Raw genomic sequence first — 22,812 nt, 5'->3', positions numbered from 1 at the left:
GGCCGCCGCTGTGTGCGTCGGGCGAGGGCGCGGCGCGCGCGCCGCGGGACTCAGGCGCCCGCTTCCACCGACACGATCTCGCCGCGGGCGGTGCGGCCCGTGCGCTGGGCCTGGATCGCTTCGGCGCGGACCTCGTCGCGGCTCAGGCCACGGCTGGCCACGGCCTGGTCGACCGGGACAATCTCGCCGCGGGCCACCAGGCCGGCCTGGTTGGCTTGCACGGCCTGGGCCTGCACTTCGGCGCGGCTCAGGGTGGATTGGAAGTGGAAGACTTCGTTGCCTTCGATGGGGCCTTCAGCGAAGGCGGCACCGGCACCGAGGGCCAGAGCAAGCGAAAGGGCGACGTTTTTGGCGGTTTTCATGACAATTCCTTTAAGAAGACAGCGGATAGACAGTGGTTTGAATCTCGATGCCGCTTTCTGTTCGGCATGGGATGAACTGTAAAGACTGCCTTCAAAGGAATAAACAAGCCAGATGGAAATGAATAGTTGCCGATTGAGCAACTATTGCGAACGCCACCCGCCGCGGTTCAGCCCGGGTTCAGCCGGAACACCGCCACCGACTCCACCATCTGGGCGGCCTGGGTTTTGAGGCTGGCGGCCGCGGCCGCGCTTTCCTCCACCAGCGCCGCGTTCTGCTGCGTGGCCTGGTCCATCTGCGTCACGGCCTCGCCCACCTGGGCCACGCCCGAACTTTGCTCGCTGCTGGCGGCACTGATCTCGCCCACGATGTCGGTCACGCGGCGGATGCTGGCCACCACCTCGGTCATGGTCGCGCCGGCGCGGTCCACCAGGGCCGAGCCCTGTTCGACACGCTCCACGCTGGCGGTGATCAGGCCCTTGATCTCCTTGGCCGCTTCGGCACTGCGCTGGGCCAGGTTGCGCACCTCGCCCGCCACCACCGCGAAGCCGCGGCCCTGCTCGCCGGCGCGCGCGGCCTCCACCGCCGCGTTGAGCGCCAGGATGTTGGTCTGGAAGGCGATGCCGTCGATCACGCTGATGATGTCGGCGATGCGGCGCGAGCTGTCGTTGATGCCCTTCATGGTGTCGACCACCTGGGCCACCACCTCGCCCCCCTGCTCGGCCACCGTGGAGGCGCTGCGCGCCAGCTGGTTGGCCTGCTGCGCGTTGTCGGCGTTCAGGCGCACGGTGGAGCTGAGCTGCTCCATCGATGCGGCTGTCTCTTCCAGTGCCGAGGCCTGCTGCTCGGTACGGGCCGAGAGGTCGCTGTTGCCCTGCGCGATCTGCGTGCTGGCCGAGGCCACGCCTTCGGCGTTGCCGCGCACGTTGGCGACCACGCGCGACAGGTTGTCCTGCATGCCCTTGAGGGCCTGCAGCAGTTGCGCCGCTTCGTCGCGGCCTTCGCTGTGGATGCGGCTGGTGAGGTCGCCCTCGGCGATGCGGCGCGCGCCGTCGGCGGCCTGGCGCAGCGGCACGGTGATGGAGCGGCTCAGCACGAAGGCGGCGGCCGCGCCCAGCAGCACGGCGAACACGCCGCCGACGATCAGGATCCAGCGGCCCTGGGCCGCGTTGGCGTGGGCCTGGGCCAGGGCCTGGTCGTAGAGGGACTGCTGGTACTCCTCGAGCTTGGCGATGGAGCCCAGGTAGGCCTCGGCCAGCGGGCGCAGGTCGCGCTCCAGCGCGGCGCTCACGTCCTCGCCGACCAGGCGCTGCTTGAGCAGGTTCGCGCGCGGCGTGCGGTAGGCCTCGCGCGCGGCGTCGATGGCCGCGATCAGGCGCTTGCCTTCGTCCTCCTGCACCAGTTCCACCAGCCGCTTGCGCGAGGCCAGGGTGATCTCGGAGGTCTTGTCCATGCGGGCCTGCCAATCGCTGATGCGGCTGGTGTCCGAGTCCAGCACAGCGGCGCGCGTGCGGACCCAGTTCAGGTCGATGGTCTGGCGCCAGCGCACAGCCAGCTGGAGCTTCTCGTTGTCGGTGGTGGCGAGCCGCTGCGTGGTGTCGGCCAGCTCCTGCAGGCGCCACACACCGATGCCGGACATGAGGGCCGTGATGAGCAGAACCAGTCCAAAGGCAAAGGCCAGGCGGCTGCCGACCTTGAGGTCATTGAGTTTCATGCGGGGGGTACCGATGTCATGCGGAAGGGTAGGTCTCGCCCCTCGACCAGACACAACGGGGCGTGCTTCGCGTATCGACGGCGTGTTGCCGATCTTGAGCCGCTCACCGACTGGCGGACCGCGGGCAGGCGCGCCGCGCGCCAAGGCCGGCGCGGGCGACGGGTTCGCGCGTTCCGGTCATCGCCGACAGAAGGAAGCAGAATCCGCGTACCGCCCTCTCGCCTCCGGGCCACCTCATTGCCGCGGCTTTCACCGGTCGCCATGACATGACACACGGACCGCTTTCCGCCGTGCTCAAAGGCGGCCTGCTGGCGCTGCTGGCGGCCACCCTCTTTGGCTTGAGCACGCCCTTCGTGCAGCGCTGGGGCCAGGGCCTCGGTCCATTCACCACGGCCGGCCTTCTCTACGGCGGCGCCAGCCTGGTGTCGCTGTTCATCCGACACCCCCGGGAGCGTGAAGCGCCCCTGAGGCTCGGCGACGCCGGCCGTTTGTTGGGCATGGCGCTGTCGGGCGCCGTCATCGGACCGGTTGCCCTGGCCTGGGGCCTGCAGCGCACCAGCGGCACCTCGGCCTCGTTGACGCTGTCCCTCGAAGCCTTCTTCACCGCCTTTCTGGCATGGCGCCTGTACGGAGAGACCATCGACAAGCGAGTCGTCCTGGCCATGGCGTCGCTGCTGGCCGGCGGCATGGTTCTCGCCCTCGAACAAGGCGTTCAGGGCCGCGCGCAACTGTTCGGCCTGGTCGCGGTGATGGTGGCCACGGCCGCCTGGGGCTTGGACAACAGCTTGTCGCGAGGGCTCGCCGACCGCGACCCCGGGCAAGTCGTGCTGAGCAAATCCTGTCTGGGCGCGGTGGCCACGTTCACGCTGGCCTGGGCATTCGGCGAACCCCTGCCCGGCGGTTGGGTGGCCTGCGGGCTGGTGGGCATCGGCGCCAGCGGCTATGGCCTGAGCCTTCGCTTCTACCTGCTGGCCCAGCGCAGCTTTGGCGCCGCGCGCACCGGATCCGTGTTCGCCTTTGCGCCCTTCATTGGCGCGCTGGGTGCATGGGGTCTCGGGGAACGCGGTGGATCGCTGCTGCTGGTGCTGGGCGGCACCCTCATGCTCGCGGGCGTCGTGCTCCATCTGCTCGAGTCGCACGAGCACGAACACGCGCACGAGCCCATCGAACACGAACACGCCCACACGCACGACGACGGCCATCACGACCACCGCCATGAGCCCATGCCACAGGGTGCCCACAGCCATCGCCATGCCCATGCGGCACTGGTGCACACGCACCCCCACGTGCCCGACCTGCACCATGGCCACAAGCATTGACAGACGCCATCGAGCGTCGAACACCCCGGCGGGAAGCAGGGGCGGGCGCGACGCGGTGAGGCCAGACCCGCCGCCTTGAACCGGGGGCGCTCGGCAAGGCCTCAAGCTTTCGGCCCCTTCGCCGATAGTTGGTCCAAATTCAAGGATTCACGGCCCGCGACACGGCGGGCTTTCGCCACCGCGGGACAACCGGCTGTCGACGCCGCCATGCGACAGCGCCGAACCACCTGAAATGACACTGCGCACACTCATTTTGGCGACTTCGCTTCTCGCACTGACAGGCTGCGCCTCACAGCGCATCGCCAAAGACATGCCGATCTCCACCGGCGCCCAAGAACAGGCGCGGGTTCAACTGCACAACGAGATCGGGCTGCTGCGCGCCGTCTACGAACAGGCCCAGCGCATGGCAACGCAGCGCTACTGCAGCACGGTTCAACCGCACGAGCCCTTCATTCTGATGACGACGGGCCACGTCGACCCCAAGCAGCTGAGCGACGAGCTGCGCGCGGCCTATGCCCAGCTCGGCGTGGACCACAAGGCCCGTGTCGTGTGGGTGGACCCGACGGCTGAGCCGAAGCTCAAGGTCGGCGACGTCGTGGTGGCCATCAACGGCCGGGACATTGAGCCCGACGAACCCTACTCGGCGATGGTGGCCCTTCGAAAAGCCCGCCATGACCTCCAGCCAGACCAGCCCTTCAAGGTGAAGCTCGACGATGGCCAGTCGGTGGAACTGCTTGGACAGCCGGTTTGCGAAGCGGGTGTGTACAGCACCTATTTCGACCCCTACCCGCACCAGCTGGGGTTCGACCTGTCGCCGGGCATCAAGCTCCCGACGAACCTGCTCAAGCAGGCCCAAACGGCGGCCGATCTGCGCTGGCTGGCGGCCTATGGCCTGTACATCACGTCGTCGCCTGAAGCCGAGTCGCGCAGAACCAAGGCGCGAATCGCGGCGGTGCCTGGCTTGGCGGGGCATGTGGCGCTGGCGATCATCCCGGGAGGCAGTTGGCTGTCCGGACGGTACGTCTCGAAGTCGATCCTCTACTTCGGCCTGGACGGTGTCTACCCGACAGCCGCCGAATTCGCCACGCGGGAGCTGCACGCACTGGGCGAAGACCCCTCACCGGGCATCGAGATGTTCGCTCGCGCTCAAGCGCAGAAGATGCAGGTGGGCGACATCGTGGTGTCGGATGCCGAGTTGGCCTCGATCCGTGCCTTGGCGGCGGCCTTGAAGCAGGGAAACGCACCTCAACCCACGTACGAACTGCCCGCCGTGGCATCGAAATAGCGCCCCATCCGCTCGGCGGATTCGCCAAGGGCCACCGCCGGATCGCACCAGGCGATGCGCGATCCGCAGCGCCTCACTCCACCGTCACGCTCTTCGCCAGGTTCCTCGGCTTGTCGACGTCCGTGCCCTTGGCCAGCGCCGTGTGGTACGCCAGCAGCTGCAGCGGCACCACGTGCAGGATGGGCGAGAGCGCGCCATAGTGCTCGGGCATGCGGATGACGTGAATACCTTCGCTGCTGGCGATGCGCGTGTCGGCGTCGGCCAGCACGTAGAGCACGCCGCCACGCGCGCGCACCTCCTGCATGTTGCTCTTGAGCTTCTCCAGCAAGGTGTCGTTGGGCGCCACGGTCACCACCGGCATGGCCGCGGTCACCAGGGCCAGCGGGCCGTGCTTGAGTTCGCCGGCCGGGTAGGCCTCGGCGTGGATGTAGCTGATCTCCTTCAGCTTGAGTGCCCCCTCCAGCGCGATGGGGTAGTGCAGGCCGCGGCCCAGGAACAGCGCGTTGTCCATGCGCGCGAAGTCCTCGGCCCAGCTGATGACCTGCGGCTCCAGCGCCAGCACGGCCTGCAGGGCCACCGGCAGGTGGCGCATGCGCTTCAGGTGCTCGGCCTCGTCCGCCTCGTTCAGGTGGCCACGTACCTGCGCCAGGGCCAGCGTCAGCAGGAACAGGCCCGCGAGCTGGGTGGTGAAGGCCTTGGTCGAGGCCACGCCGATCTCGACGCCCGCGCGCGTGATGTAGGCCAGCTTGCACTCGCGCACCATGGCACTGGTGGACACGTTGCAGATGGTCAGCGTCTCCTGCATGCCCAGGCTTTGCGCGTGGCGCAGCGCGGCCAGGGTGTCGGCGGTCTCGCCGCTCTGGCTGATGGTGACGACCAGGGTGCGCGCATCGGGCACGCTGGTGCGGTAGCGGTACTCGCTGGCCACCTCCACCTGCGTGGGGATCTTGGCGATCGACTCCAGCCAGTACTTGGCGGTGCAGCCGCTGTAGTAGCTGGTGCCGCAGGCCAGGATCAGCACGCGGTCCACGTTCTTGAAGACGCGGTGCGCGCCGTCGCCGAACAGCTCGGGCGTGACGCCGGCCACGCCTTCCAGCGTGTCGGCGATGGCGCGCGGTTGCTCGAAGATTTCCTTCTGCATGTAGTGGCGGTAGGGGCCCAACTCGGCCGCGCCGCTGTGCGCCTGCACGGTGCGCACGGGGCGCTGCGTGGCGTCGAGCGAGCGGCCCCCGGCGTCGGTGACCCAGTAGCGGCCCATCTGCAGGTCCACCAGGTCGCCCTCTTCCAGGTAAACGATCTGGTCCGTCACGCCGGCGAGCGCCATGGCGTCGCTGGCCAGGAAGTGTTCGCCGCCGCTCGCGCCCACGCCCAGCACCAGCGGAGAGCCCGCGCGCGCGCCCACCACGCGGTGCGGCTCGTCCTTGTGGAACACGGCCAGCGCGTAGGCGCCGTGCAGCTGCGCCACGGCCGCGGCCAGCGCGGCGAACACGTCGCCGTCGTAGAGCGAGTCGATCAGGTGGGCGATGACCTCGGTGTCGGTCTGGCTCTCGAACACGTAGCCCTTGGCCTGCAGCGCGGCGCGCAGCTCGTCGTGGTTTTCGATGATGCCGTTGTGCACCAGCGCCACGCGCCCGGCCGCGCCGCCGTTCGTGCCACTGGGAGCGCCCGGGCCATGGCTGAAGTGCGGGTGCGCGTTGTGCACCGCCGGCGCGCCGTGCGTGGCCCAGCGCGTGTGGGCGATGCCGGTGCCGCTGGCGATGCGCTCGCTCTGCACCTGCTGGGCAAGTTCGGCCACGCGTGCCGTGCTGCGCGCGCGCCTGAGGCCGTCGTTGTGCACGGCCACGCCGCAGGAGTCATAACCCCGGTATTCCAGCCGCTGCAGGCCCTGAACCAGCACCGGCACGATGTCGCGCCCCGAAACCCCCGCCACGATGCCGCACATGTGATCGCTCCTGAACAAGAAAGTGGGCGAATGCTAGTGAGCCTTGTGTGAAATGAATGGTCAAAATTCACACAAAAATGACCATTTTTATCCTCCTTGTCATTGAAGGACGATTTATTCCATCGACAATTGAATAATGGAATCTTTGGATATAGACGCCATCGACCTGCGGCTGCTGGAGCTGCTGCAGGAGGACGCCTCCCTGAGCAACCAGGCCCTGGCCGAGCGCGCCCACCTCAGCCCGCCCACCTGCCTGCGCCGCGTCAAGCGCCTGCGCGAGCGTGGGCTGATCGCGCGCGAAGTGGCCCTGCTCGACGCCGACCGCCTCGCCCCGCTGCTGGGCCACGGCCTCACCGTGGTGGTGGAGCTGAGCCTGGAGCGCCAGAGCGCCGAGGCGCTGGACGCCTTCGAGGCCCGTGCCATGGCCGAGCCGCGCGTGCAGCAGTGCTACCGCGTGAGCCCCGGACCCGACTTCGTGCTGATCGTGCGCTGCGCCGACATGCCCGACTACCTGTCCCTCACGCAACGCCTGTTCACGGGCGACGCGAACGTGCGAAATGTCAAAGGCTTCTTCAGCACGCGTTGCGCCAAGTTCAAACCCAGCCTGCCGCTCAGCCGCCCCCTCTGACCGAACGGCTTAAACAGCGCCTTGGGGGCATTGCAAAACGCACACTTCCTCAGTCGTGGGGAGAGACGGGATTGACGGCCCCGATCGGCTGTTACAACCTCATACAATCTCAAGCTTGCTCAAAAAAGCGGCATCTCTCCAGGAGGTTTCATGGACATGATGGTGACGGGTTCGGTGATCGCGGCGGTGGTGCTGGCGCTGTGCGTCTGGCTCTACCTGCGCTTCATGCGGGCCCAGGACGACGGCCGCGACGACCGCTATGGGCCGGAGCGCATCCTGTCGGCCGAGCAGGTGGCCATGCTCGACTACCTGCAGGACACCTTCCCCGGCCAGGTGGTGCTGCCCAACATCAACCTCGGACAGATGCTGTCGGTGCGCCGCGCCGCGAGCAAGAAGGCCGCGAAGGAGCGCCTGCGCGAGCACCGCGTGGACTTCGTGGTGTGCGCCACCGACGGCCGCCCCACCTTCGCCTTCGACATCGAGCAGTACCACCTGAGCAACGCCGAGGCCAAGAGCCAGCGCACGAAGGTGAAGAACCGCATCCTCAAGACCGCTGGCGTGCGCTTCGTCTTCCTCAAGAACGGCATCCACCGCATGCCCTCGCCGGCCGAGTTCCGCGAGCAGCTCAACCTGGTGGAACTGCCCAAGCCCAAGGCGCCCGCGCCCAAGCCGGCCGATGAGCGCGACAGCGTGATGCAGCAGCTGGAAACGCAGATGTCCGGCTTCGACGACCGCTATGGCCGCTCGGGTTACCGCGACTCCGAGGTGCTGGGCCTGAGCGGCCTGATGGACCTGGAAGACGAACTCAAGCCGCGCGAGCAGCGCCGCCGCGGCGGCGCTGGCGGCGGCGACAGCCGCTACGACGGCAGTTCGTTCGACGTGCGCGGCGGGCGCTGAGTCAAGAGGCCTTCGGGGCCTTCTTCGGCCGCGCCCAGCCCGCGATGCTGGACTGGCGGCCGCGCGCCACGGCCAGCGCCCCGGGCTCGGTGCTCTTGGTGATGGTCGAGCCCGCGCCCACCGTGCCGCCCGCGCCGATGGTGACCGGCGCCACCAGCACGCAGTTGCTGCCCACGTGCACGTCGGCCTCGATCACGGTGCGGTGCTTGTTGGCGCCGTCGTAGTTGGCGGTGATGCTGCCCGCGCCGTAGTTGACGCGTTCGCCCACGGTGGCGTCGCCCAGGTAGGCCAGGTGGTTGGCCTTGGCGCCCGCGGCCAGGGTGCTGTTCTTCACCTCGACGAAGTTGCCGATGTGCACCTCGGCGCCCAGGTCCGCCCCGGGGCGCAGGCGCGCGAAGGGCCCCACCAGCGCGCCCGGGCCCACGCGCACGCCGGCCGCTTCGCCGTCGATGTGGGTGAAGGGATGGATCACCGCGCCGGCCCCGATGCGCGCGTTGGCGATCACGCAGTTCGCGCCGATGCGCACGCCGTCCCCGAGTTCGACGCGGCCCTCGAACACGGTGTTGACGTCGATCTCCACGTCCTGCCCGCAGACCAGTTCGCCGCGCACGTCGAAGCGCGCCGGGTCGGCCAGGCGAACGCCATCGGCCATGAAGCGGTTCGCCAGGCGCCGCTGGTAGGCGCGCTCCAGCTCGGCCAGTTGCTGCGGGCTGTTCACGCCGGCCACCTGGACGGCGTCGTCGGTGACGATGGCGCGCACCTCGCGGCCCTCGGCCACGGCGAGCTTCACCACGTCGGTGAGGTAGTACTCGCCCTGGCTGTTGTCGTTCGTCAGCCGGGCCAGCAAGGGCTTGAGCAGGGCCGCGGGGGCGGCCATCACGCCGCTGTACCACTCGGTCAGGCGGCGCTGCTCGGCGTTCGCGTCCTTGTGCTCCACGATGGCCCGCACCGAGCGCCCGGCATCCGGGGCGCGCACGATGCGGCCGTAGCCGCTGGCGTCTTCGCCGGTGTCCACGCTGAGCAGCGCCAGGTGCTGCCCGGCGCAAGCCGCGATCAGCGCGCGCAGCGTGTCCGGCTCGATCAGGGGAACGTCGCCATTGAGCACCAGCACCACGCCGTCGTCGGCCAGCACGGGCACCGCCTGCTGCACCGCATGCCCGGTGCCCAGTTGCGGCTCCTGGCGCACGAAGCGCAGGGCCGTGGCGGCGGGCGCCGCCAGGCCGGCCTCCACCCGCTCGGCGCCATGGCCGGTGATCACCACCACCGAGCGCGCCGACAACCCCGCGGCGCAGTCGATCACATGCTGGGCCAGCGCGCGGCCGCCCAGTCGGTGCAACACTTTGGGCCGTTGGCTTTTCATGCGGGTGCCCTTGCCCGCGGCCATCACCACCACATCCACCGGTAACGACATGAAGACCTCTTTCGCGTCCGCCGGACGCGGCCAGGAGGGCAGCGCCGGAACGCGGCGGATTATCGCCCGCGCCCTGCTGGTGCTGGCCCTGGTCGCGCTGCTGGCCGCCTGCACCGCCGCGCGCTTCGCCTACAACCAGGCGCCCCACTTCGGCTACTGGTGGCTGGACAGCCATTTCGATTTCGACGACGCGCAGGCCGAGCAGGTGCGCGGCGACATCGACGCCTTCTTCGCCTGGCACCGGCGCGAGGAGCTGCCCGCCGTGGCGGGCCTGCTGCGCCAGTGGCAGGCCATGGCCGCGCGCGAGCTCACCGCGCAAGAGGTGTGCGCACAGTTCGAAACCGTGCGCGCCCGCCTCGTCAGCACGGGCGAGCGGCTGATCCCCCCCTTCGCGCGCCTGGCCCCCCAATTGAGCGCCGCGCAGCTGCAGCAGTTGCAGCGCCGCCAGGCGCGCGGGGACGAGGAGTTCGCGCGCGACTTCCTGCGCGGCTCGCCCGAGCAGCGCCTGCAGCGCCGGCTGGAGCAGGCGGTCTCGCGCAGCGAAACGTTCTACGGCCCGCTCAGCGCGGCCCAGCGTGAGCTGCTGCGCCGCTGGCTCGCCGAATCGCCCTGGGACCCCGAACGCGCCCAGGCCGAGCGCCAGCGCCGCCAGGCCGATCTGCTGCAGACGCTTCGCCGGGTCCGGGCCGACCCCGCCCAGGCACAGCCCGCTCTGCGGGCCTACCTGCAACGCCTGCAAGACTCGCCCACGCCGGGCTACCAGGCGCACAGCGACGCTGGCGTGCGCCACGGCTGCGCGCAAGTCGCCGCGCTGCACAACAGCACCACGCCCGAGCAGCGGCGCAAGGCCGTGCGCGAGCTGCAGTCGTACGAACGCGACATGGAAGTGCTCAGCGCCCAGCGCTGAGCCGCGTGGCCGCCGGGCTCAAGCCCCCCAGCGCAGCCAGATCCAGATCACCCCCAGCGACAGCAGCGTCACCGGCGCGCCCACCACGGCGTGGCGCCGCCAGTCGATGACGATGCCCTGGGCGCGCGCGAGGTCGGCCACGATGAGGTTGGCGATGGAGCCCACCAGCAGCAGGTTGCCTGCGAAGGTGGTCACCAGCGCCAGCAACACCCCCGCGCCCGGCTCGCCCGACAGGTGCGGCAACAGCAGCATCACCGCCGGCACGTTGGACACCAGGTTGGACAGGACCACGCCCACCACCATCAGCGGGCCGGGATCGGTGAGGCGCACGCCCTGCCCGGCCAGCCAGGCCACGGCCCCGGCGGACAGGCCCGTGCGCTCGAAGGCGTGGTTCACCACGAACAGGCCCATGAACAGGATCAACAGCGGCCAGTCCACCTGCCTCAGGAAGTCGGCCGAGGCCAGCCGGCGGCTGAGCAGCAGGAGGGCCGCGCCCACCAGGGCCATCACCTCGTGCGGGCCGTCGCGGAACAGGAACAGGCCCATCAGCGCGCCGGCCACCACCAGGCCCTTGGTGGTTTGCCACATGTCCAGCGGCGGGTCGCTGGCGCGCCGGTCGGTGGCCGGCAGGGGCTCGACGCGCACGTGCGGCACACACACCAGCCAGCCCCACAACAGCACCAGGCTGATGAGCACCGGCACAACGGCCGCGCGCGCGTAGCCCGCGAAGTCGAGCCGCAGCACCGAGCCGATCAGCATGTTCTGCGGGTTGCCGATGAGCGTGGCGGCCGAGCCGATGTTGGCCGCGCAGGCCAGGCCGATGAGGAAGGGCAACGGGTTGGCGCCGCGCCGCAGGCACAGGCGCGCCACGATGGGCGTCATGGCCAGGCAGACCACGTCGTTGGAGAACACGGCCGACAGCGTGGCCGCCACGGCGATCAGGGCGGCCAGCAGGGCGTTGTCCGACAGCGGCAGCGCGCCCACGCGCTGCGTGAGGGCGGCGTAGAAGCCGCCCAGGCGCATTTGCGCCGAGATCACCATGAAGGCGAACAGCAGCAGGATGGTGGGCAGGTCGATGGCCTGGGCCGCCTCGGCCACGCCCATGCCCGAGACCGCGATCACGGCGATGGCGCCGAGCAAGGCCACGCCCGAGCGGTCGAGCCGCAGGCGCGGCAGGCCGCCGAGGAACATGCCCAGGTAGACCACGCCAAAAATGGCGATGACGGCCCAGTCGGTGGCGGCGTTCAGCAGGGGATCGTTGGAGGGCATGGAGCGCGCATCGTAGCGGCGGACAGCAAAAAGCCGCCCGAAGGCGGCTTCTCGAAGGGCGCGGCCCGAGGACGGGCGGCTCGGTTCGCTTGCAGGCCCGCCCGCTGCGCGTTCAGGCCTGCAAGGCCGCGGGGGCTTGTAGGCCCGCCCGCTGCGCGTTCAGGCCTGCAAGGCCGCGGGGGCTTGTAGGCCCGCCCGCTGCGCGTTCAGGCCTGCAAGGCCGCGGGGGGCTTGTAGGCCCGCCCGCTGCGCGTTCAGGCCTGCAAGGCCGCCCACATCTCCTTGTCACGCTCGGCCGTCCAGATGCGCGGGTTCTTGATGCCCTGGGCTTCGTCGAAGGCTCGGCTGACGTCGAAGGGCAGGCAGTGTTCGTAGATGAAGACGTGGCCGAACACCGGGTCCATGCTCTTGCGGGTGTGGGCCATGGCGGCCTTGAGGTCCATGCCCGCGGCCGCGGCTTCCTTGCCGGCCTGGAACAGGGTGGTGACCCAGCGCTTGGTGTAGTCCAGCGCCTTGTTCACGTCGGCATTGCCCTTCATGGCTTCGCCCCGGCCCGGCACGATGGCCTCGGCCTTGAGCGCGCGCAGGGCCTCGAGCGTGGCGGGCCATTCCTCAAGCTGGGCGTCACCGGTGTACACGCCGGCCTCGTACTCGACCAGGTCGCCGCTGAACAGCACCTTTTCGTCTTCCACCCAGGCGATGGTGTCGCCGCGCGTATGGCCCTGGCCGGGGTGCCAGATCTCGACCTTCACGCCGCCCAGGTCCACGGTGAGCGAGCCCTGGCGGCCGGGTTGGCCATCGCCGATGACCATGGTGGGCCAGGTCAGACCGGGCACGCTGTCGGCGCCGCGGAACAGGCGCGGGAAGCGCTCCATCTCGCTCTGCATGTCCTCGGCGCCACGCTCGACGATGAGTTCGTAGGTGCCGCGGCTGGCGATGATTTCGGTGGCGCCTTCGGCCAGGTAGGCGCTGGCGCCCAGCACGCGCACCGCGTGGTAGTGGGTCAGCAGCACGTACTTGATGGGCTTGTCGCTGACCTGGCGGATGCGCTGGATCAGGTCCTGCGCCATGGCGGGCGTGGCCGTGGCGTCGCTGACCATGATGAACTTCTCGCCAATGATCACGCCCGAGTTCGGGTCGCCTTCGGCGGTGTAGGCCCAGCAGTGCGGGCTGAGCTGCTCGAAGGTGATCTTCTTGTCCTGCAGGTCGGCTTGGGAAGCGAAGGCTTTGCTCATGGGGTCTGTCTCCGGTGGGGGAAGCTGCGATTTTAACTAAACGAAATTCATTTCATATAAGTAAACGCCCAAAATCCCCTCGGATTCAGTCGGGCCGGCGCCCGGCCAGGCCGTTTTCCAGCACCGACACGACCTCTTCGGCGAAGCCGGCGTAGCTCATCGGGCCACCTGGGCGCAGCCAGATGAAGGTCCAGTTGATCATGCCGAACAGCATCATGGTCAGGGCGGTCTGGTTGGTGGGGGTCACGCGCTCGGGGTAGGCGCGGCGGATGAAGCGCGTGAAGGCCGCCACCACGTCGCGCTGGCGGTTCACCACCAGTTCGCGCTGCGCCGGACCGAGGAACTTGGTGTCGGACACCAGGGCCGCGTGGCGCGTGGCGCTGGTTTCGTACTCGGCCAGGAAGGCGCGCACCAGCTCGCTCAGCGCGTCGCGCTCGGACAGATTCTTGCGCTGGGCCCGGCCCTCGGCCTCGCCGATGAGGGCCAGCAGGCGCTGGGTGTAGCGGTCCAGCAGGTCGAACAGGATCGCTTCTTTGCTCTCGTAGTAGTGGTACAGCCGCGCCTTGCTGGTGCCGCAGGCCTTGGCGATGTCGTTCATGCTGGCGGCCGGAAAGCTCTGGCGCGCGAAGCACTGGGCGGCGACGTCGAGGATTTCGTCGCGTTTGAGGTCATGGGTAGCGGACTTGGGGCGAGCCATGTCAGGATTCTGCCTTCCGCCTTTTCATCCGCCCATGCCCGCCGCCTCCGATCCCTTCGTCGAACACGTCTGCGAACTGCTGTCGCCGCTGGGCCCCGTGGTGGCCCGGCGCATGTTCGGGGGCTGGGGTGTGTCGGTGGACGGCATGAACGTGGGCCTGGTGGCCTGGAACACGCTGTACCTGAAAGGCAATGCCGAGACCGAGCCGCGCTGGCTGGCGGCGGGCTGCCAGCCCTTCGTCTACGAGGCCAAAGGCAAGCCCATGCGGCTGAACTACTTCACGGCGCCCGAGGAGGCGATGGAATCGCCCGCCCTCATGCAGCCCTGGGCGCGACTGGCGCTGCAGGCCGCGGTGGCCGCGCGCGCGCCGCGCAAGAAGGCCGCCGCGCGATCAAGGCGGGTTTGACTCGAAACGCGAGAGCACGCGGCCGCGGCCGGCGACGAGGAACTCGGTGTAGCCCAGCACGCCGCGCAGCAGCCGGCCGAAGGCCAGCGCGGCCTGGCCCAGCGCGAGCGCGAGTTCGCGCGAGGGCTTGACCACGTCGCGCGAGAAGCGCTGCGGGCGGGCCTCGGCCTGCGGCAGCACGCTCCAGTCGAAGCGCAGGGCGTCGCCGCGGGTCCAGGGCTCCATCACCAGGTGGGCGCCGGCCGGCACGAGCAGCGATTCGCCGGCGCAGACGCGGTGGTCACCGAAGCCGTCGGGCTGGTGCGGCAGGTTCAGCGTGACCCAGGCGCGCCCGGCGGTGATGAGCAGGCGGCTGTCTTCGGCGGGGCGCAGGCTGATGGCCCGGTGGGCGCCCACAGCGAAGCCGGGACGCTGCGAGGTTGATGCCGATTCGGAACGGGTTTCCATGGGGTTTCTCCATGCGCCAGGGGGTATTGGCGCGGATGTGATCCTCGGGCCTGGAGCGCAACACGTCCAATGAAAGCCGGCTAAGCTATTGATTCGTCCACCGCATCAATCGGTCATGAGCCTGACGCCCCGCCACCCCCGAACCCGCCCCATCGGCATGGGGCACCTGCGCGCCTTCGAGGCGGTCGCGCGGCACCTGAACTTCCGCGCCGCGGCGGAGGAGCTGTCGCTCACGCAAAGCGCGGTGAGCCGGCAGATCCAGTCGCTGGAGGACGAGGTGGGCACCTCGCTGTTCCTGCGCCACACGCGCGCGGTGGAACTCACCAGCGCGGGCGGCATGCTGCTGCGCGCCGCCTCCAGCGCGCTGGAGCGCGTGGACCACACGGTGCGCCACATCCGCCAGAACGCCGGTCGCAAGAGCGTGGCCATCACCACCTGGGCCTCATTCGCCTCGATGTGGCTGATCCCGCGCCTGGAGGCCTTCCAGCGCGACCACCCCGACATCGACATCCGCATCGACGCCACCGATGCCGCAGTGGACCTGGCCACCGCGGACGTCGACATGGCGCTGCGCTACGCCGTGCCGCAGGCCGTGCCGCCGGGCGCGGTGCGCCTGTTCGGCGAAAAACTCACGCCCGTGGCCAGCCCCTGGCTGCTGCAGAGCCACCCCATCCAGCGCATCGAGGACCTGGCCGGCTGTTCGCTCATCGAGGCTGGCGACGCGCACCGCACGCGCCACCTGGAATGGCTCACCTGGCAGCGCTGGCTGGACCACTTCGCCGGCCCCGAGCCCGCGCCGCGCGGGCGCAAGGGGGCCAGCAGCAAGCCGCGCCTGAACCCGCAGCGCTGGCTGTACTTCAACTACGCGCAGCAGATCGTGCAGGCGGCCATCATCGGCCAGGGCGTGGCCTTGGCGCGCCTGCCGCTGGTGGCCGAAAGCCTGGCCAGCGGCGCACTGGTGGAGCCGCTGCCGCACACGCGCATCGACTCACCGCTGGTGTACTGGCTGGTGCTGGCGCCGCGCAGCGAGCAACGACCCGAGGTGAAGGCCTTCGCCGACTGGCTGCTGGGCCAGGCCGCCGCCACGCGCAACGCCATCGGCGACGTACCGGACCCCGACACCGTCGATCAGATTGACTAACCCCCGCGCCGCCTGCGGCCCGGCAAAACCGGTTCCGCGCCCCCTCGGACTCAACGCTTCTTCGCGCCAACACATGTCCCCACCCAGTAACGGCAACCTCCGCAGCATCGTCGCCATGCTCATCGCCGTGGGCTTCTTCGCGCTCATGGACGCGGTGCTCAAGACCCTGTCGGCGCGCTACCCGGCGCTGCAGATCGCCGCGCTGCGCGGCCTGACCGCGCTGCCGCTGGTGCTGGCCTATATCGCCTGGCGCGGCACCTGGCACACGGTGCTGCGCGCGCGCTGGCCGCTGCACGCGCTGCGCGGCGTGCTGGGCATCGTCATGCTCACGCTGTTCACGCTGGGCGTGCGCACGCTGCCACTGTCGGCCGCGTACACCCTGTTCTTCATCGCCCCGCTGCTGATCACCGCGCTATCGGTGCCGGTCCTCAAGGAGCGCGTGCCGCCCGCGCACTGGTGGGCCATCGCGGTGGGCTTCGGTGGCGTGCTCATCGCCCTGCGGCCCAGCGGCAGCGAACTGCAGGCTGGCCTGGCCACCGCGGGTGGGCTGGCCATCCTGGGCGCGGCGCTGTGCTACGCCGTGGCCGCGGTGGCGGGCCGCCTGGCCAGCCGCAGCGACAGCAGCGAATCGCTGATCCTCACCATGATGCTGTCCATGGCGGTGGGCGCGGGCCTGCTCGCGCTGCCGAACTGGCTGCCGATCGCGCGCGCCGACCTGCCGCTGCTGCTGGCGCTGGCCATCACGGGGTTTTGCGGCCAGCTCGCCATCACCGAGGCCTTCCGCCACGGCCAGGCCTCCATCGTGGCGCCCTTCGAGTACAGCGCGCTCGCCTGGGGGCTGGGACTGGACTGGCTGATCTGGCAGACGCTACCGGGCGCGCACACCTGGCTGGGCGCGGCCATCGTGGTGGGCAGCGGCATCTACCTGGTCCGCCACGAGCGCCGCATCACCGAGGCGCACGCCACGGCCGAGCACCCCTGAGACCACTCAGTTCACCGGCCAGGCCACGCCGGTGTCGCACAGCACGGCGTCCAGCGGCACGTCGTGCGGCTCGGGCCGCAGCATGGGCAGGAAGGCGAAGTCATAGCCCAACCCCACCGTGAACGGCCGGGGCCGCAAGGTGGCCAGCGTGCGGTCGTAGAAACCGCCGCCGTAGCCCAGGCGGTAGCCGCCCGGGCCGTACCCCACGCAGGGCACGAAGATCAGCGTGGGATGGACGATTTCGGTGTCCTTGGGCTTGGGGATGCCGTAGGCGTCCTCTTCCATGGGGCAGCCGGGGTACCAGGTGTAGAAGGTCAGCGTCTTGTCGATCTTGTTCACCACCGGCAGGGCGATGCGGCGGTGCCGCTGCTGGCCCTGCGCGTCTTCTTCGAGCCCCGCTTCCTGCCAGCGAAACAGCGCGGGCAGCGGATCGAACTCGCCCTTGATGGGCCAGTAGGCGCCGATGACGCTGTCGGGCCGGTTCACCAGCCACACGCGCATCACCCGCTGCAACTGGTCGTTTCGCCACAGGCGGTCGCCGAGGCGCTGGCGCTTGTCCACCAGCGCCTTGCGCCACTGCGCCTTCTGCTCGCCGGGCGTGCCGCCGGCCGTCTTGTCCACGGGCGGGGGGGAACTCTGGCCGTCGTTGCTGTCCATAATCGGCTGGTGGTCACGAAGGTCGATATGCAGGGATTTCGCAAGCGCTGGATGGCGCGTTTCGCGGCCCGCCCCATTCAGGGGGCGCGGCTCATTATGGCGGCGCTGCTGCTGCCTTCCATGGCCTGGGCGCAGAACGCCGCGTCCGACCAGACCCTGCTCGCCATGAGCGAGGCCTACCGCCGCGGCCAGTCCGGCGAACTCACGCGCCTGCTGCCCAGCGCGCGCGGCCATGTGCTGGAGCCGCTGGCGCGCTACTGGGAAATGCGCGTGCGGCTGGACAGCGCGCCCGCCCCCGAGATCCGCGCCGCGCTCGACGCCATGGCCGGCACCTACTGGGAGGACCGGCTGCGCAACGACTGGCTGCTGCAGCTCGGCAAGGCGCGCGACTGGGCGCGCTTCGAGACCGAGCGCCCGCTGTTCCGCATGAACGACGACCGCCAGGTCACCTGCTACACGGTCATGCTGGACGCCGCCGGCGGCCGGCTGCCGCCCGAGGTGGCGGCCGAGCGCGTGCGCGAGCTCTGGCTGGCGCAGCGCGACGCCGAGGACGGCTGCGCCACCGCCGCGCAGGCCCTGCTGGCCAGCGGCCACCTGCGGCCCGCCGTGGCCTGGCAGCGCGCGCGGCTCATGATGGAAGTCGGCCGCGGCCGCGCGGCCAGCCAGGCCGTGGGCCTGGTGCGGCCCGAGGCCGTGCCCACGGTGGACGCCGTCGCGGCCAACCCGGCGAAATACCTCGACGACAAGATCACCGCGATCCGCCCGCGCACCAAGGAGCTGGTCACGCTGGCCATCATCCGCCTGGCCTCGCAGGACCCGGCGGCCGCGGCCAGCGAACTCGACAGCCTGAAGTGGCGCGCCCAGCTCACGGCCGAGGAGCGCGGCTGGCTCTGGGGCGTGATCGGCAAGCGCAGCGCGCAGCGCCTGCAGGCCGAGGCGCTGGGCTACTTCGCGCGCGGCGAGCTGCGCTTCATGACCGACGACCACCTGGCCTGGATGGCGCGCGCCGGCCTGCGCCTGGGCCGCTGGGACGCGGTGCGCGACGCCATCTACGCCATGAGCCCCGCGCAGCGCGGCGAGGCCGGCTGGACCTATTGGCGCGCGCGCACCATCGAGGCCCTGCAGGACCCCGACGCCGGCGTGGCGCGCGCCCAGGCGCGCGAGATCTACGAGACCATCGCCTCGCCGCGCGACTTCCACGGCATGCTGGCCATGGAGTCGCTGGGCCTGCCCATCGTGGCGCCCGCGCCGCCCGAGCCCCTGACGGCCGAGGAGCGCCGCGCCGCCGAACAGAACCCTGGCCTGCGCCGCGCGCTCGCCGCCATCCGCCTGGGCCTGCGCGGCGAAGGGGTGCGCGAGTGGAACTACCAGATCGCGCTGCACGCGCCCGGCGGCATGGGCGACCGCGAGCTGCTCGCCGCCGCCGACCTGGCCTGCCGCGAACAGCTGTGGGACCGCTGCATCAACACCAGCCAGCGCACCCGCGAGGCCATCGACATGCAGCAGCGCTTTCCCACGCCGCACCGCGAGCAGGTGGTGGCCCGCACGCGCGACATCGGCCTGGACCCGGCCTACGTGTATGGCCTGATCCGCCAGGAAAGCCGCTTCGTGGTGGAGGCACGCTCGCAGGTGGGCGCCTCGGGCCTGATGCAGGTGATGCCGGCCACCGCGCGCTGGACGGCCCGCAAGATCGGCCTGTCCAACTTCCAGCCGCAGCAGATCGGCGAGCGCGACACCAACATCCAGATCGGCACCGCCTACCTCAAGTTCGCGCTCGACGACTTCGAGGGCTCGATGCCGCTGGCCGCGGCCGCCTACAACGCCGGCCCCGGCCGCGCGCGCGCCTGGCGCAACGGCCCCGTGCTGCCCGGCGAGATCTGGGCCGAGAACATCCCCTTCGAGGAAACGCGCGACTACGTGCAGCGCGTGCTCACCAACACCGTCAACTACGCCGCGCTCATGAGCGGCGCGCCGCAGTCGCTGCGTCAGCGGCTGGGCACCGTCGGGCCGCGCAGCGTGGCGGCACCGGCGGAGAACACCGAGTTGCCATAAGGAGCCATCGCCCCAGGAGGTGCGTCATGAAGAAGGTCCTCGTGCTCGGCGGCACCGGCTTTGTCGGCCGCCACGTCTGCGAGAAGCTGCAGCGGCGCGGCTGGCACATCACGGTGCCCACGCGCCAGCCGGCCAAGGCCGCCGCCGTGCTGCCCCTGCCGCGCGTGACGGTGGTCGAGGCCGACGTGCACGACACGCGCCAGCTGCTGCGCCTCATGGAGGGGCAGCACGCGGTGGTCAATCTGGTGGCCATCCTGCACGGCGACGAGGCCGCCTTCGAACGCGTGCACGTGGAATTGCCACTGGCCATCGCCGAGGCCTGCCTGGCCGACGCGGCCTGCCGCCTGGTGCACATCAGCGCGCTCGGCGCTTCGGTCGATGGCCCCTCCATGTACCAGCGCAGCAAGGCGCGCGGCGAAGAGGTGCTGCGCGCCTCGGGCCTGGCCCTCACCCTGCTGCGCCCCAGCGTCATCTTCGGGCGCGGCGACCGCTTCCTCAATCTGTTCGCGCGGCTGCAGCGCTTCTCCCCCCTGGTGCCGCTGGCCGGTGCCGACGCGCGCCTGCAGCCGGTGTGGGTGGAAGACGTGGCCGAGGCGGTCGCGGCCTGCCTGGGCGACGACGCCTGGGGGCGCGCCAGCATTGGCCGCACCATCGAGTGCGCCGGACCGGAGGTGCTGGAGCTGGGCGAACTGGTGCGGCTCGCCGGCCGGCTGGGCAGCACCCAGCGTCCCGTGGTTCCGCTGCCGCTGGCCGTCGGCCGCTGGCAAGCCGCCCTGCTGGAGCTGTTGCCCGGCGAGCCGCTCATGAGCCGCGACAACGTGGCCTCGCTGTCGGTGCCCAACGTGGCCAGCGGCGCGCTGCCGGGCCTGGACAGCCTGGGCATCGCGCCCGCCAGCGTGCACGCCATCGCGCCCACCTACCTGGGCGAGCGCAACCCGCGCAGCCAGCTACTGCATTTGCGGCAGCAGGCGCGACGTTGATCGCTTCATCATCGCAATCGCGTCCATCGAACGGTACGGGGGTGGTGTTTCGGGGCACACTCGCGCCTCCGCAAATGAGTACCTTTCACTGATAGGTGGACCATGACCCAGTACGACGGTTTTTCGCCCCCCTCCCGCCACGCCAGCCAACCGCGCAGCGAAAACCAGCGCGATGTGGTCAATCGGCTCAAGCGCATCGAGGGGCAGATCCGCGGTCTCATCGACATGGTGCAGACCGAGCGCTCCTGCGAAGAGGTGGCCCAGCAGATGTCGGCCGCGCGCAAGGCGATGGACAAGGCCTTCTACCGCATGATGGCCTGCTCCCTGATGACCGCCGTTTCCGAGTCCGCGGGTGAAGGTTCGGCCATGCGCGACGTGGAGCGCTCCACGCGCATCCTCGAAAAATACGCCTGACCGCGGCGCACCCAGGCATTCATGACGGGCCCGCATCCATCGGGCCCGTTTTTCGCATCGATTCGGCCGCCGGGGGCGCCTAGCATGCGGGCTTCTCACGGAGCCCGTCCATGCCCCTGCAACTGTTCATCGGCAACAAAAATTACTCGTCCTGGTCCATGCGTCCCTGGGTGCTCATGCGCCAGGCCGGCATCCCGTTCGAGGAAGTCCTCATCCGCTTCGACTCCTTCGAAGCCGACTCCGTCTTCAAACAGCGCGTGAAGGCCGTCAACCCGCTCGGCAAGGTGCCCGCGCTGGTCGACGACGGCTTCGCCATCTGGGACTCGCTGGCGATCGCCGAGTACCTGGCCGAGCGCTTCCCCGACCAGTCGCTCTGGCCCACCGACGCCCGCCAGCGCGCCCGCGCGCGCAGCGTCTGCGCGGAAATGCACAGCGGCTTCTCGGCCCTGCGCAACCACTGCCCCATGAACATCGAGGCCTCGCTGCCCGAGACCGGCGCCCTGCTCTGGCGCGACCAGGCCGGCCTGCGCGCCGACGTCGCGCGCCTGGAGGCCATGTGGGGCGAGCTGCTCGCCGCCCAGCCCGGCGACGGCCTGCTGTTCGGCGCCTTCAGCATCGCCGACGCCTTCTTCGCGCCCGTGTGCACGCGCATCCGCACCTACGCCCTGCCGGTGTCGGACGTGGTGCGCGCCTACGTCGACCGCGTGCTCGCCCTGCCCGGCGTGACGGCCTGGGTGGACGGCGCCCTGAAAGAGCGCGACTTCATCGATTTCGACGAGCCCTACCGCCTGCGCCCGGCCGCACGCTGACGCCCACGGCCGGGCCCCGCGCGAGACCGGCCCGAACCGGCCACCTACACTCGCGCCCATGCAGATCTATCTGGTGGGCGGCGCGGTGCGCGACGCGCTCATGGCGCGCGAACTCGGGCTGCCGGCGCCCGCGCAGGCCGACCGCGACTGGGTCGTCGTCGGCGCCACGCCCGAGGCCATGGTGGCCGAGGGCTACGAGCCCGTGGGGCGCGACTTTCCCGTCTTCCTGCACCCCCGCACCCGCGAGGAATACGCGCTCGCGCGCACCGAGCGCAAAACCGCGCCCGGCTACCACGGCTTCGCCTTCCACGCCGCGCCCGACGTCACGCTCGAACAAGACCTGGCACGCCGTGACCTCACCATCAACGCCATGGCCGTCGCGGCGCAGGACGCCGAGCACCCCGACAGCGCCCCGCTGATCGACCCCTGGGGCGGCCTGGCCGACCTGCGCGCGCGCACGCTGCGCCACGTCACCGAGGCCTTCGCCGAGGACCCGGTGCGCATCCTGCGGCTGGCGCGGTTTCGGGCGCGCTGGCCCGGCTTCGACGCCGCGCCCGAAACCGCCGCGCTGATGCGCGCCATGGTCGAGCGCGGCGAGGCCGACCACCTGGTGGCCGAGCGCGTGTGGCAAGAGGTGTCGCGCGGCCTGATGGAGGCCCGGCCCGGCCGGCTGCTCGACACCCTGCGCGACTGCGGCGCCCTGCCCCGGCTGCTGCCGCCGGCCGCGCGCCCGCAGGCCGATCGGCTGCCCACGGCGCTGCCCGGCGAGGCCGACAACCACCCGCTGTTCACCGGCGCGCCGCTGGCCGTGCGCTGGGCCTGGCTGGTGGCACCGCTCGACGCGGCCGCCCAGCAGGCCCTGGGCGCGCACTGGCGCGTGCCCAATGCCCTGCAGGCGCTGGCGCAGATGGCTCAGCGCGAGCGCGCCGACTGGCCCGCGCCCGAGGCCCTGGACGCCGCCGAGGCGCTGCGGCGCCTGCAGCGCTGCGACGCCCTGCGCAAACCCGAGCGCTGCCGCGAACTGCTGCGGGCGATCGAAGGCCTGGCTCTGGCCGATCCCGACGGCGGCGCCGCGGTGCGGCGCAGCATCCGCCGCCTCGATCGGGCGCTGCAGGCCCTGTTGGGCTTCGACAGTGCCGCCGCCGTGCGCCAGGCCCAGGCCGATGGCGCCATGGGTGAGCAGATAGGTGAGCGCCTACACACAGCTCGCCTCCACTATTTGCTGCAACGCGACATCTGGAACGACTGAAGCCGCGCGCG

22 protein-coding genes are annotated in these 22,812 nt (G+C 70.5%); 13 read left to right on the top strand and 9 right to left on the bottom strand.

Annotated features, from left to right (window positions below):
• Nucleotides 1-50 precede the first annotated feature (50 nt).
• Nucleotides 51-362, bottom strand: coding sequence for a DUF4148 domain-containing protein (locus tag JNX00_RS03380; protein ID WP_204744076.1), 312 nt, complete (start codon nt 360-362; stop codon nt 51-53).
• Between the two features lie 167 nt (nt 363-529).
• The gene (locus JNX00_RS03375; protein ID WP_204744075.1) at nt 530-2,074 is read right to left on the bottom strand and encodes a methyl-accepting chemotaxis protein; all 1,545 of its coding nucleotides are present in this window, start codon (nt 2,072-2,074) and stop codon (nt 530-532) included.
• A gap of 266 nt (nt 2,075-2,340) precedes the next feature.
• On the opposite strand from JNX00_RS03375, the gene JNX00_RS03370 reads away from it, so the two are divergent.
• Together JNX00_RS03370 and JNX00_RS03365 are read left to right on the top strand one after the other, a co-directional pair.
• Nucleotides 2,341-3,393: a DMT family transporter gene (locus JNX00_RS03370; RefSeq protein WP_204744074.1), complete on the top strand. Its 1,053-nt coding sequence runs from the start codon at nt 2,341-2,343 to the stop codon at nt 3,391-3,393.
• Between the two features lie 232 nt (nt 3,394-3,625).
• Nucleotides 3,626-4,678, top strand: coding sequence for a hypothetical protein (locus JNX00_RS03365; RefSeq protein WP_204744073.1), 1,053 nt, complete (start codon nt 3,626-3,628; stop codon nt 4,676-4,678).
• Nucleotides 4,679-4,751: 73 nt separating this feature from the next.
• On the opposite strand, the gene glmS is transcribed toward JNX00_RS03365, so the two are convergent.
• Nucleotides 4,752-6,620 carry a glutamine--fructose-6-phosphate transaminase (isomerizing) gene (glmS, locus tag JNX00_RS03360; protein WP_070400334.1) on the bottom strand — a complete coding sequence of 623 codons (1,869 nt, stop codon included), beginning with the start codon at nt 6,618-6,620 and terminating at the stop codon, nt 4,752-4,754.
• A gap of 136 nt (nt 6,621-6,756) precedes the next feature.
• On the opposite strand from glmS, the gene JNX00_RS03355 reads away from it, so the two are divergent.
• Both JNX00_RS03355 and JNX00_RS03350 read left to right on the top strand, forming a co-directional pair.
• Nucleotides 6,757-7,248 carry an Lrp/AsnC family transcriptional regulator gene (locus JNX00_RS03355; RefSeq protein ID WP_204744072.1) on the top strand — a complete coding sequence of 164 codons (492 nt, stop codon included), beginning with the start codon at nt 6,757-6,759 and terminating at the stop codon, nt 7,246-7,248.
• A 150-nt stretch (nt 7,249-7,398) separates the two neighbouring features.
• Nucleotides 7,399-8,145 carry a DUF2726 domain-containing protein gene (locus JNX00_RS03350; RefSeq protein WP_070400336.1) on the top strand — a complete coding sequence of 249 codons (747 nt, stop codon included), beginning with the start codon at nt 7,399-7,401 and terminating at the stop codon, nt 8,143-8,145.
• Nucleotide 8,146: 1 nt separating this feature from the next.
• Here the strand turns inward: JNX00_RS03350 and glmU are convergent, their stop codons facing one another.
• Nucleotides 8,147-9,556 (bottom strand): bifunctional UDP-N-acetylglucosamine diphosphorylase/glucosamine-1-phosphate N-acetyltransferase GlmU, encoded by a 1,410-nt coding sequence (gene glmU / locus JNX00_RS03345; protein WP_204744071.1) that lies wholly within the window; start codon nt 9,554-9,556, stop codon nt 8,147-8,149.
• Between glmU and JNX00_RS03340 the strand changes: the two genes are divergently transcribed.
• Entirely contained in the window at nt 9,555-10,463 is a 909-nt protein-coding gene (locus JNX00_RS03340) for a DUF6279 family lipoprotein (RefSeq protein WP_204744070.1), read from the top strand. The two genes, glmU and JNX00_RS03340, sit on opposite strands and share 2 nt — an antisense overlap.
• An 18-nt stretch (nt 10,464-10,481) precedes the next feature.
• On the opposite strand, the gene JNX00_RS03335 is transcribed toward JNX00_RS03340, so the two are convergent.
• The 3 genes from JNX00_RS03335 to JNX00_RS03325 form a co-directional block, all read right to left on the bottom strand.
• The gene (locus JNX00_RS03335; RefSeq protein WP_070400338.1) at nt 10,482-11,732 is read right to left on the bottom strand and encodes an SLC13 family permease; all 1,251 of its coding nucleotides are present in this window, start codon (nt 11,730-11,732) and stop codon (nt 10,482-10,484) included.
• 254 nt (nt 11,733-11,986) lie between these two features.
• A complete protein-coding gene (locus JNX00_RS03330; RefSeq protein ID WP_070400339.1) occupies nt 11,987-12,967 on the bottom strand; it encodes an MBL fold metallo-hydrolase in 981 nt (326 codons plus the stop codon).
• An 85-nt stretch (nt 12,968-13,052) separates the two neighbouring features.
• Nucleotides 13,053-13,664 (bottom strand): TetR/AcrR family transcriptional regulator, encoded by a 612-nt coding sequence (locus JNX00_RS03325; protein WP_204744069.1) that lies wholly within the window; start codon nt 13,662-13,664, stop codon nt 13,053-13,055.
• 34 nt (nt 13,665-13,698) lie between these two features.
• On the opposite strand from JNX00_RS03325, the gene JNX00_RS03320 reads away from it, so the two are divergent.
• Complete coding sequence (locus JNX00_RS03320) at nt 13,699-14,070, top strand: TfoX/Sxy family protein (RefSeq protein WP_204744068.1); 372 nt, start codon at nt 13,699-13,701, stop codon at nt 14,068-14,070.
• Here the strand turns inward: JNX00_RS03320 and JNX00_RS03315 are convergent.
• On the bottom strand, nt 14,056-14,517 hold the full coding sequence (locus JNX00_RS03315) for a DUF2917 domain-containing protein (protein WP_204744067.1): 462 nt from the start codon (nt 14,515-14,517) through the stop codon (nt 14,056-14,058). The two genes, JNX00_RS03320 and JNX00_RS03315, sit on opposite strands and share 15 nt — an antisense overlap.
• A gap of 115 nt (nt 14,518-14,632) precedes the next feature.
• On the opposite strand from JNX00_RS03315, the gene JNX00_RS03310 reads away from it, so the two are divergent.
• Nucleotides 14,633-15,658 carry a LysR substrate-binding domain-containing protein gene (locus tag JNX00_RS03310; protein WP_070400343.1) on the top strand — a complete coding sequence of 342 codons (1,026 nt, stop codon included), beginning with the start codon at nt 14,633-14,635 and terminating at the stop codon, nt 15,656-15,658.
• Nucleotides 15,659-15,731: 73 nt separating this feature from the next.
• Nucleotides 15,732-16,640, top strand: coding sequence for a DMT family transporter (locus JNX00_RS03305; RefSeq protein ID WP_070400344.1), 909 nt, complete (start codon nt 15,732-15,734; stop codon nt 16,638-16,640).
• A gap of 6 nt (nt 16,641-16,646) precedes the next feature.
• Here the strand turns inward: JNX00_RS03305 and JNX00_RS03300 are convergent, their stop codons facing one another.
• Nucleotides 16,647-17,297, bottom strand: a complete 651-nt coding sequence (locus tag JNX00_RS03300) for a 5-formyltetrahydrofolate cyclo-ligase (protein WP_239478251.1) — start codon at nt 17,295-17,297, stop codon at nt 16,647-16,649.
• Nucleotides 17,298-17,393: 96 nt separating this feature from the next.
• Between JNX00_RS03300 and JNX00_RS03295 the strand changes: the two genes are divergently transcribed.
• The 5 genes from JNX00_RS03295 (at nt 17,394) to JNX00_RS03275 (ending at nt 22,801) form a co-directional block, all read left to right on the top strand.
• Nucleotides 17,394-19,349 carry a lytic transglycosylase domain-containing protein gene (locus JNX00_RS03295; protein WP_239478250.1) on the top strand — a complete coding sequence of 652 codons (1,956 nt, stop codon included), beginning with the start codon at nt 17,394-17,396 and terminating at the stop codon, nt 19,347-19,349.
• 26 nt (nt 19,350-19,375) lie between these two features.
• Nucleotides 19,376-20,329, top strand: a complete 954-nt coding sequence (locus tag JNX00_RS03290) for a complex I NDUFA9 subunit family protein (RefSeq protein WP_204744066.1) — start codon at nt 19,376-19,378, stop codon at nt 20,327-20,329.
• A 102-nt stretch (nt 20,330-20,431) separates the two neighbouring features.
• Nucleotides 20,432-20,743, top strand: a complete 312-nt coding sequence (locus JNX00_RS03285) for a metal-sensitive transcriptional regulator (RefSeq protein WP_070400346.1) — start codon at nt 20,432-20,434, stop codon at nt 20,741-20,743.
• A gap of 110 nt (nt 20,744-20,853) precedes the next feature.
• A complete protein-coding gene (locus JNX00_RS03280) occupies nt 20,854-21,552 on the top strand; it encodes a glutathione S-transferase family protein (protein ID WP_070400347.1) in 699 nt (232 codons plus the stop codon).
• 58 nt (nt 21,553-21,610) lie between these two features.
• The gene (locus JNX00_RS03275) at nt 21,611-22,801 is read left to right on the top strand and encodes a multifunctional CCA tRNA nucleotidyl transferase/2'3'-cyclic phosphodiesterase/2'nucleotidase/phosphatase (protein ID WP_204744065.1); all 1,191 of its coding nucleotides are present in this window, start codon (nt 21,611-21,613) and stop codon (nt 22,799-22,801) included.
• Nucleotides 22,802-22,812: the final 11 nt, after the last annotated feature.

The organism is Hydrogenophaga sp. YM1, assembly GCF_016903055.1.
GTDB classification, from domain to species: Bacteria; Pseudomonadota; Gammaproteobacteria; order Burkholderiales; family Burkholderiaceae_C; genus Hydrogenophaga; species Hydrogenophaga borbori.
Note: the sequence above shows the minus strand (reverse complement) of the source record. Positions and strands in the feature narration are given on the sequence as shown.

What these genes read in the sequence shown, in the direction of transcription:
- JNX00_RS03380 (WP_204744076.1), bottom strand. Translation starts at nt 362, where the DNA reads ATGAAAACCGCCAAAAACGTCGCCCTTTCGCTTGCTCTGGCCCTCGGT.
- JNX00_RS03310 (WP_070400343.1), top strand. Translation starts at nt 14,633, where the DNA reads ATGAGCCTGACGCCCCGCCACCCCCGAACCCGCCCCATCGGCATGGGG.
- JNX00_RS03280 (WP_070400347.1), top strand. Translation starts at nt 20,854, where the DNA reads ATGCCCCTGCAACTGTTCATCGGCAACAAAAATTACTCGTCCTGGTCC.
- JNX00_RS03275 (WP_204744065.1), top strand. Translation starts at nt 21,611, where the DNA reads ATGCAGATCTATCTGGTGGGCGGCGCGGTGCGCGACGCGCTCATGGCG.
- JNX00_RS03330 (WP_070400339.1), bottom strand. Translation starts at nt 12,967, where the DNA reads ATGAGCAAAGCCTTCGCTTCCCAAGCCGACCTGCAGGACAAGAAGATC.
- JNX00_RS03370 (WP_204744074.1), top strand. Translation starts at nt 2,341, where the DNA reads ATGACACACGGACCGCTTTCCGCCGTGCTCAAAGGCGGCCTGCTGGCG.
- JNX00_RS03325 (WP_204744069.1), bottom strand. Translation starts at nt 13,664, where the DNA reads ATGGCTCGCCCCAAGTCCGCTACCCATGACCTCAAACGCGACGAAATC.
- glmU (WP_204744071.1), bottom strand. Translation starts at nt 9,556, where the DNA reads ATGTCGTTACCGGTGGATGTGGTGGTGATGGCCGCGGGCAAGGGCACC.
- JNX00_RS03315 (WP_204744067.1), bottom strand. Translation starts at nt 14,517, where the DNA reads ATGGAAACCCGTTCCGAATCGGCATCAACCTCGCAGCGTCCCGGCTTC.
- JNX00_RS03340 (WP_204744070.1), top strand. Translation starts at nt 9,555, where the DNA reads ATGAAGACCTCTTTCGCGTCCGCCGGACGCGGCCAGGAGGGCAGCGCC.
- JNX00_RS03335 (WP_070400338.1), bottom strand. Translation starts at nt 11,732, where the DNA reads ATGCCCTCCAACGATCCCCTGCTGAACGCCGCCACCGACTGGGCCGTC.
- JNX00_RS03350 (WP_070400336.1), top strand. Translation starts at nt 7,399, where the DNA reads ATGGACATGATGGTGACGGGTTCGGTGATCGCGGCGGTGGTGCTGGCG.
- JNX00_RS03290 (WP_204744066.1), top strand. Translation starts at nt 19,376, where the DNA reads ATGAAGAAGGTCCTCGTGCTCGGCGGCACCGGCTTTGTCGGCCGCCAC.
- JNX00_RS03300 (WP_239478251.1), bottom strand. Translation starts at nt 17,297, where the DNA reads ATGGACAGCAACGACGGCCAGAGTTCCCCCCCGCCCGTGGACAAGACG.
- JNX00_RS03375 (WP_204744075.1), bottom strand. Translation starts at nt 2,074, where the DNA reads ATGAAACTCAATGACCTCAAGGTCGGCAGCCGCCTGGCCTTTGCCTTT.
- JNX00_RS03305 (WP_070400344.1), top strand. Translation starts at nt 15,732, where the DNA reads ATGTCCCCACCCAGTAACGGCAACCTCCGCAGCATCGTCGCCATGCTC.
- JNX00_RS03355 (WP_204744072.1), top strand. Translation starts at nt 6,757, where the DNA reads ATGGAATCTTTGGATATAGACGCCATCGACCTGCGGCTGCTGGAGCTG.
- JNX00_RS03365 (WP_204744073.1), top strand. Translation starts at nt 3,626, where the DNA reads ATGACACTGCGCACACTCATTTTGGCGACTTCGCTTCTCGCACTGACA.
- JNX00_RS03295 (WP_239478250.1), top strand. Translation starts at nt 17,394, where the DNA reads ATGGCGGCGCTGCTGCTGCCTTCCATGGCCTGGGCGCAGAACGCCGCG.
- JNX00_RS03285 (WP_070400346.1), top strand. Translation starts at nt 20,432, where the DNA reads ATGACCCAGTACGACGGTTTTTCGCCCCCCTCCCGCCACGCCAGCCAA.
- glmS (WP_070400334.1), bottom strand. Translation starts at nt 6,620, where the DNA reads ATGTGCGGCATCGTGGCGGGGGTTTCGGGGCGCGACATCGTGCCGGTG.
- JNX00_RS03320 (WP_204744068.1), top strand. Translation starts at nt 13,699, where the DNA reads ATGCCCGCCGCCTCCGATCCCTTCGTCGAACACGTCTGCGAACTGCTG.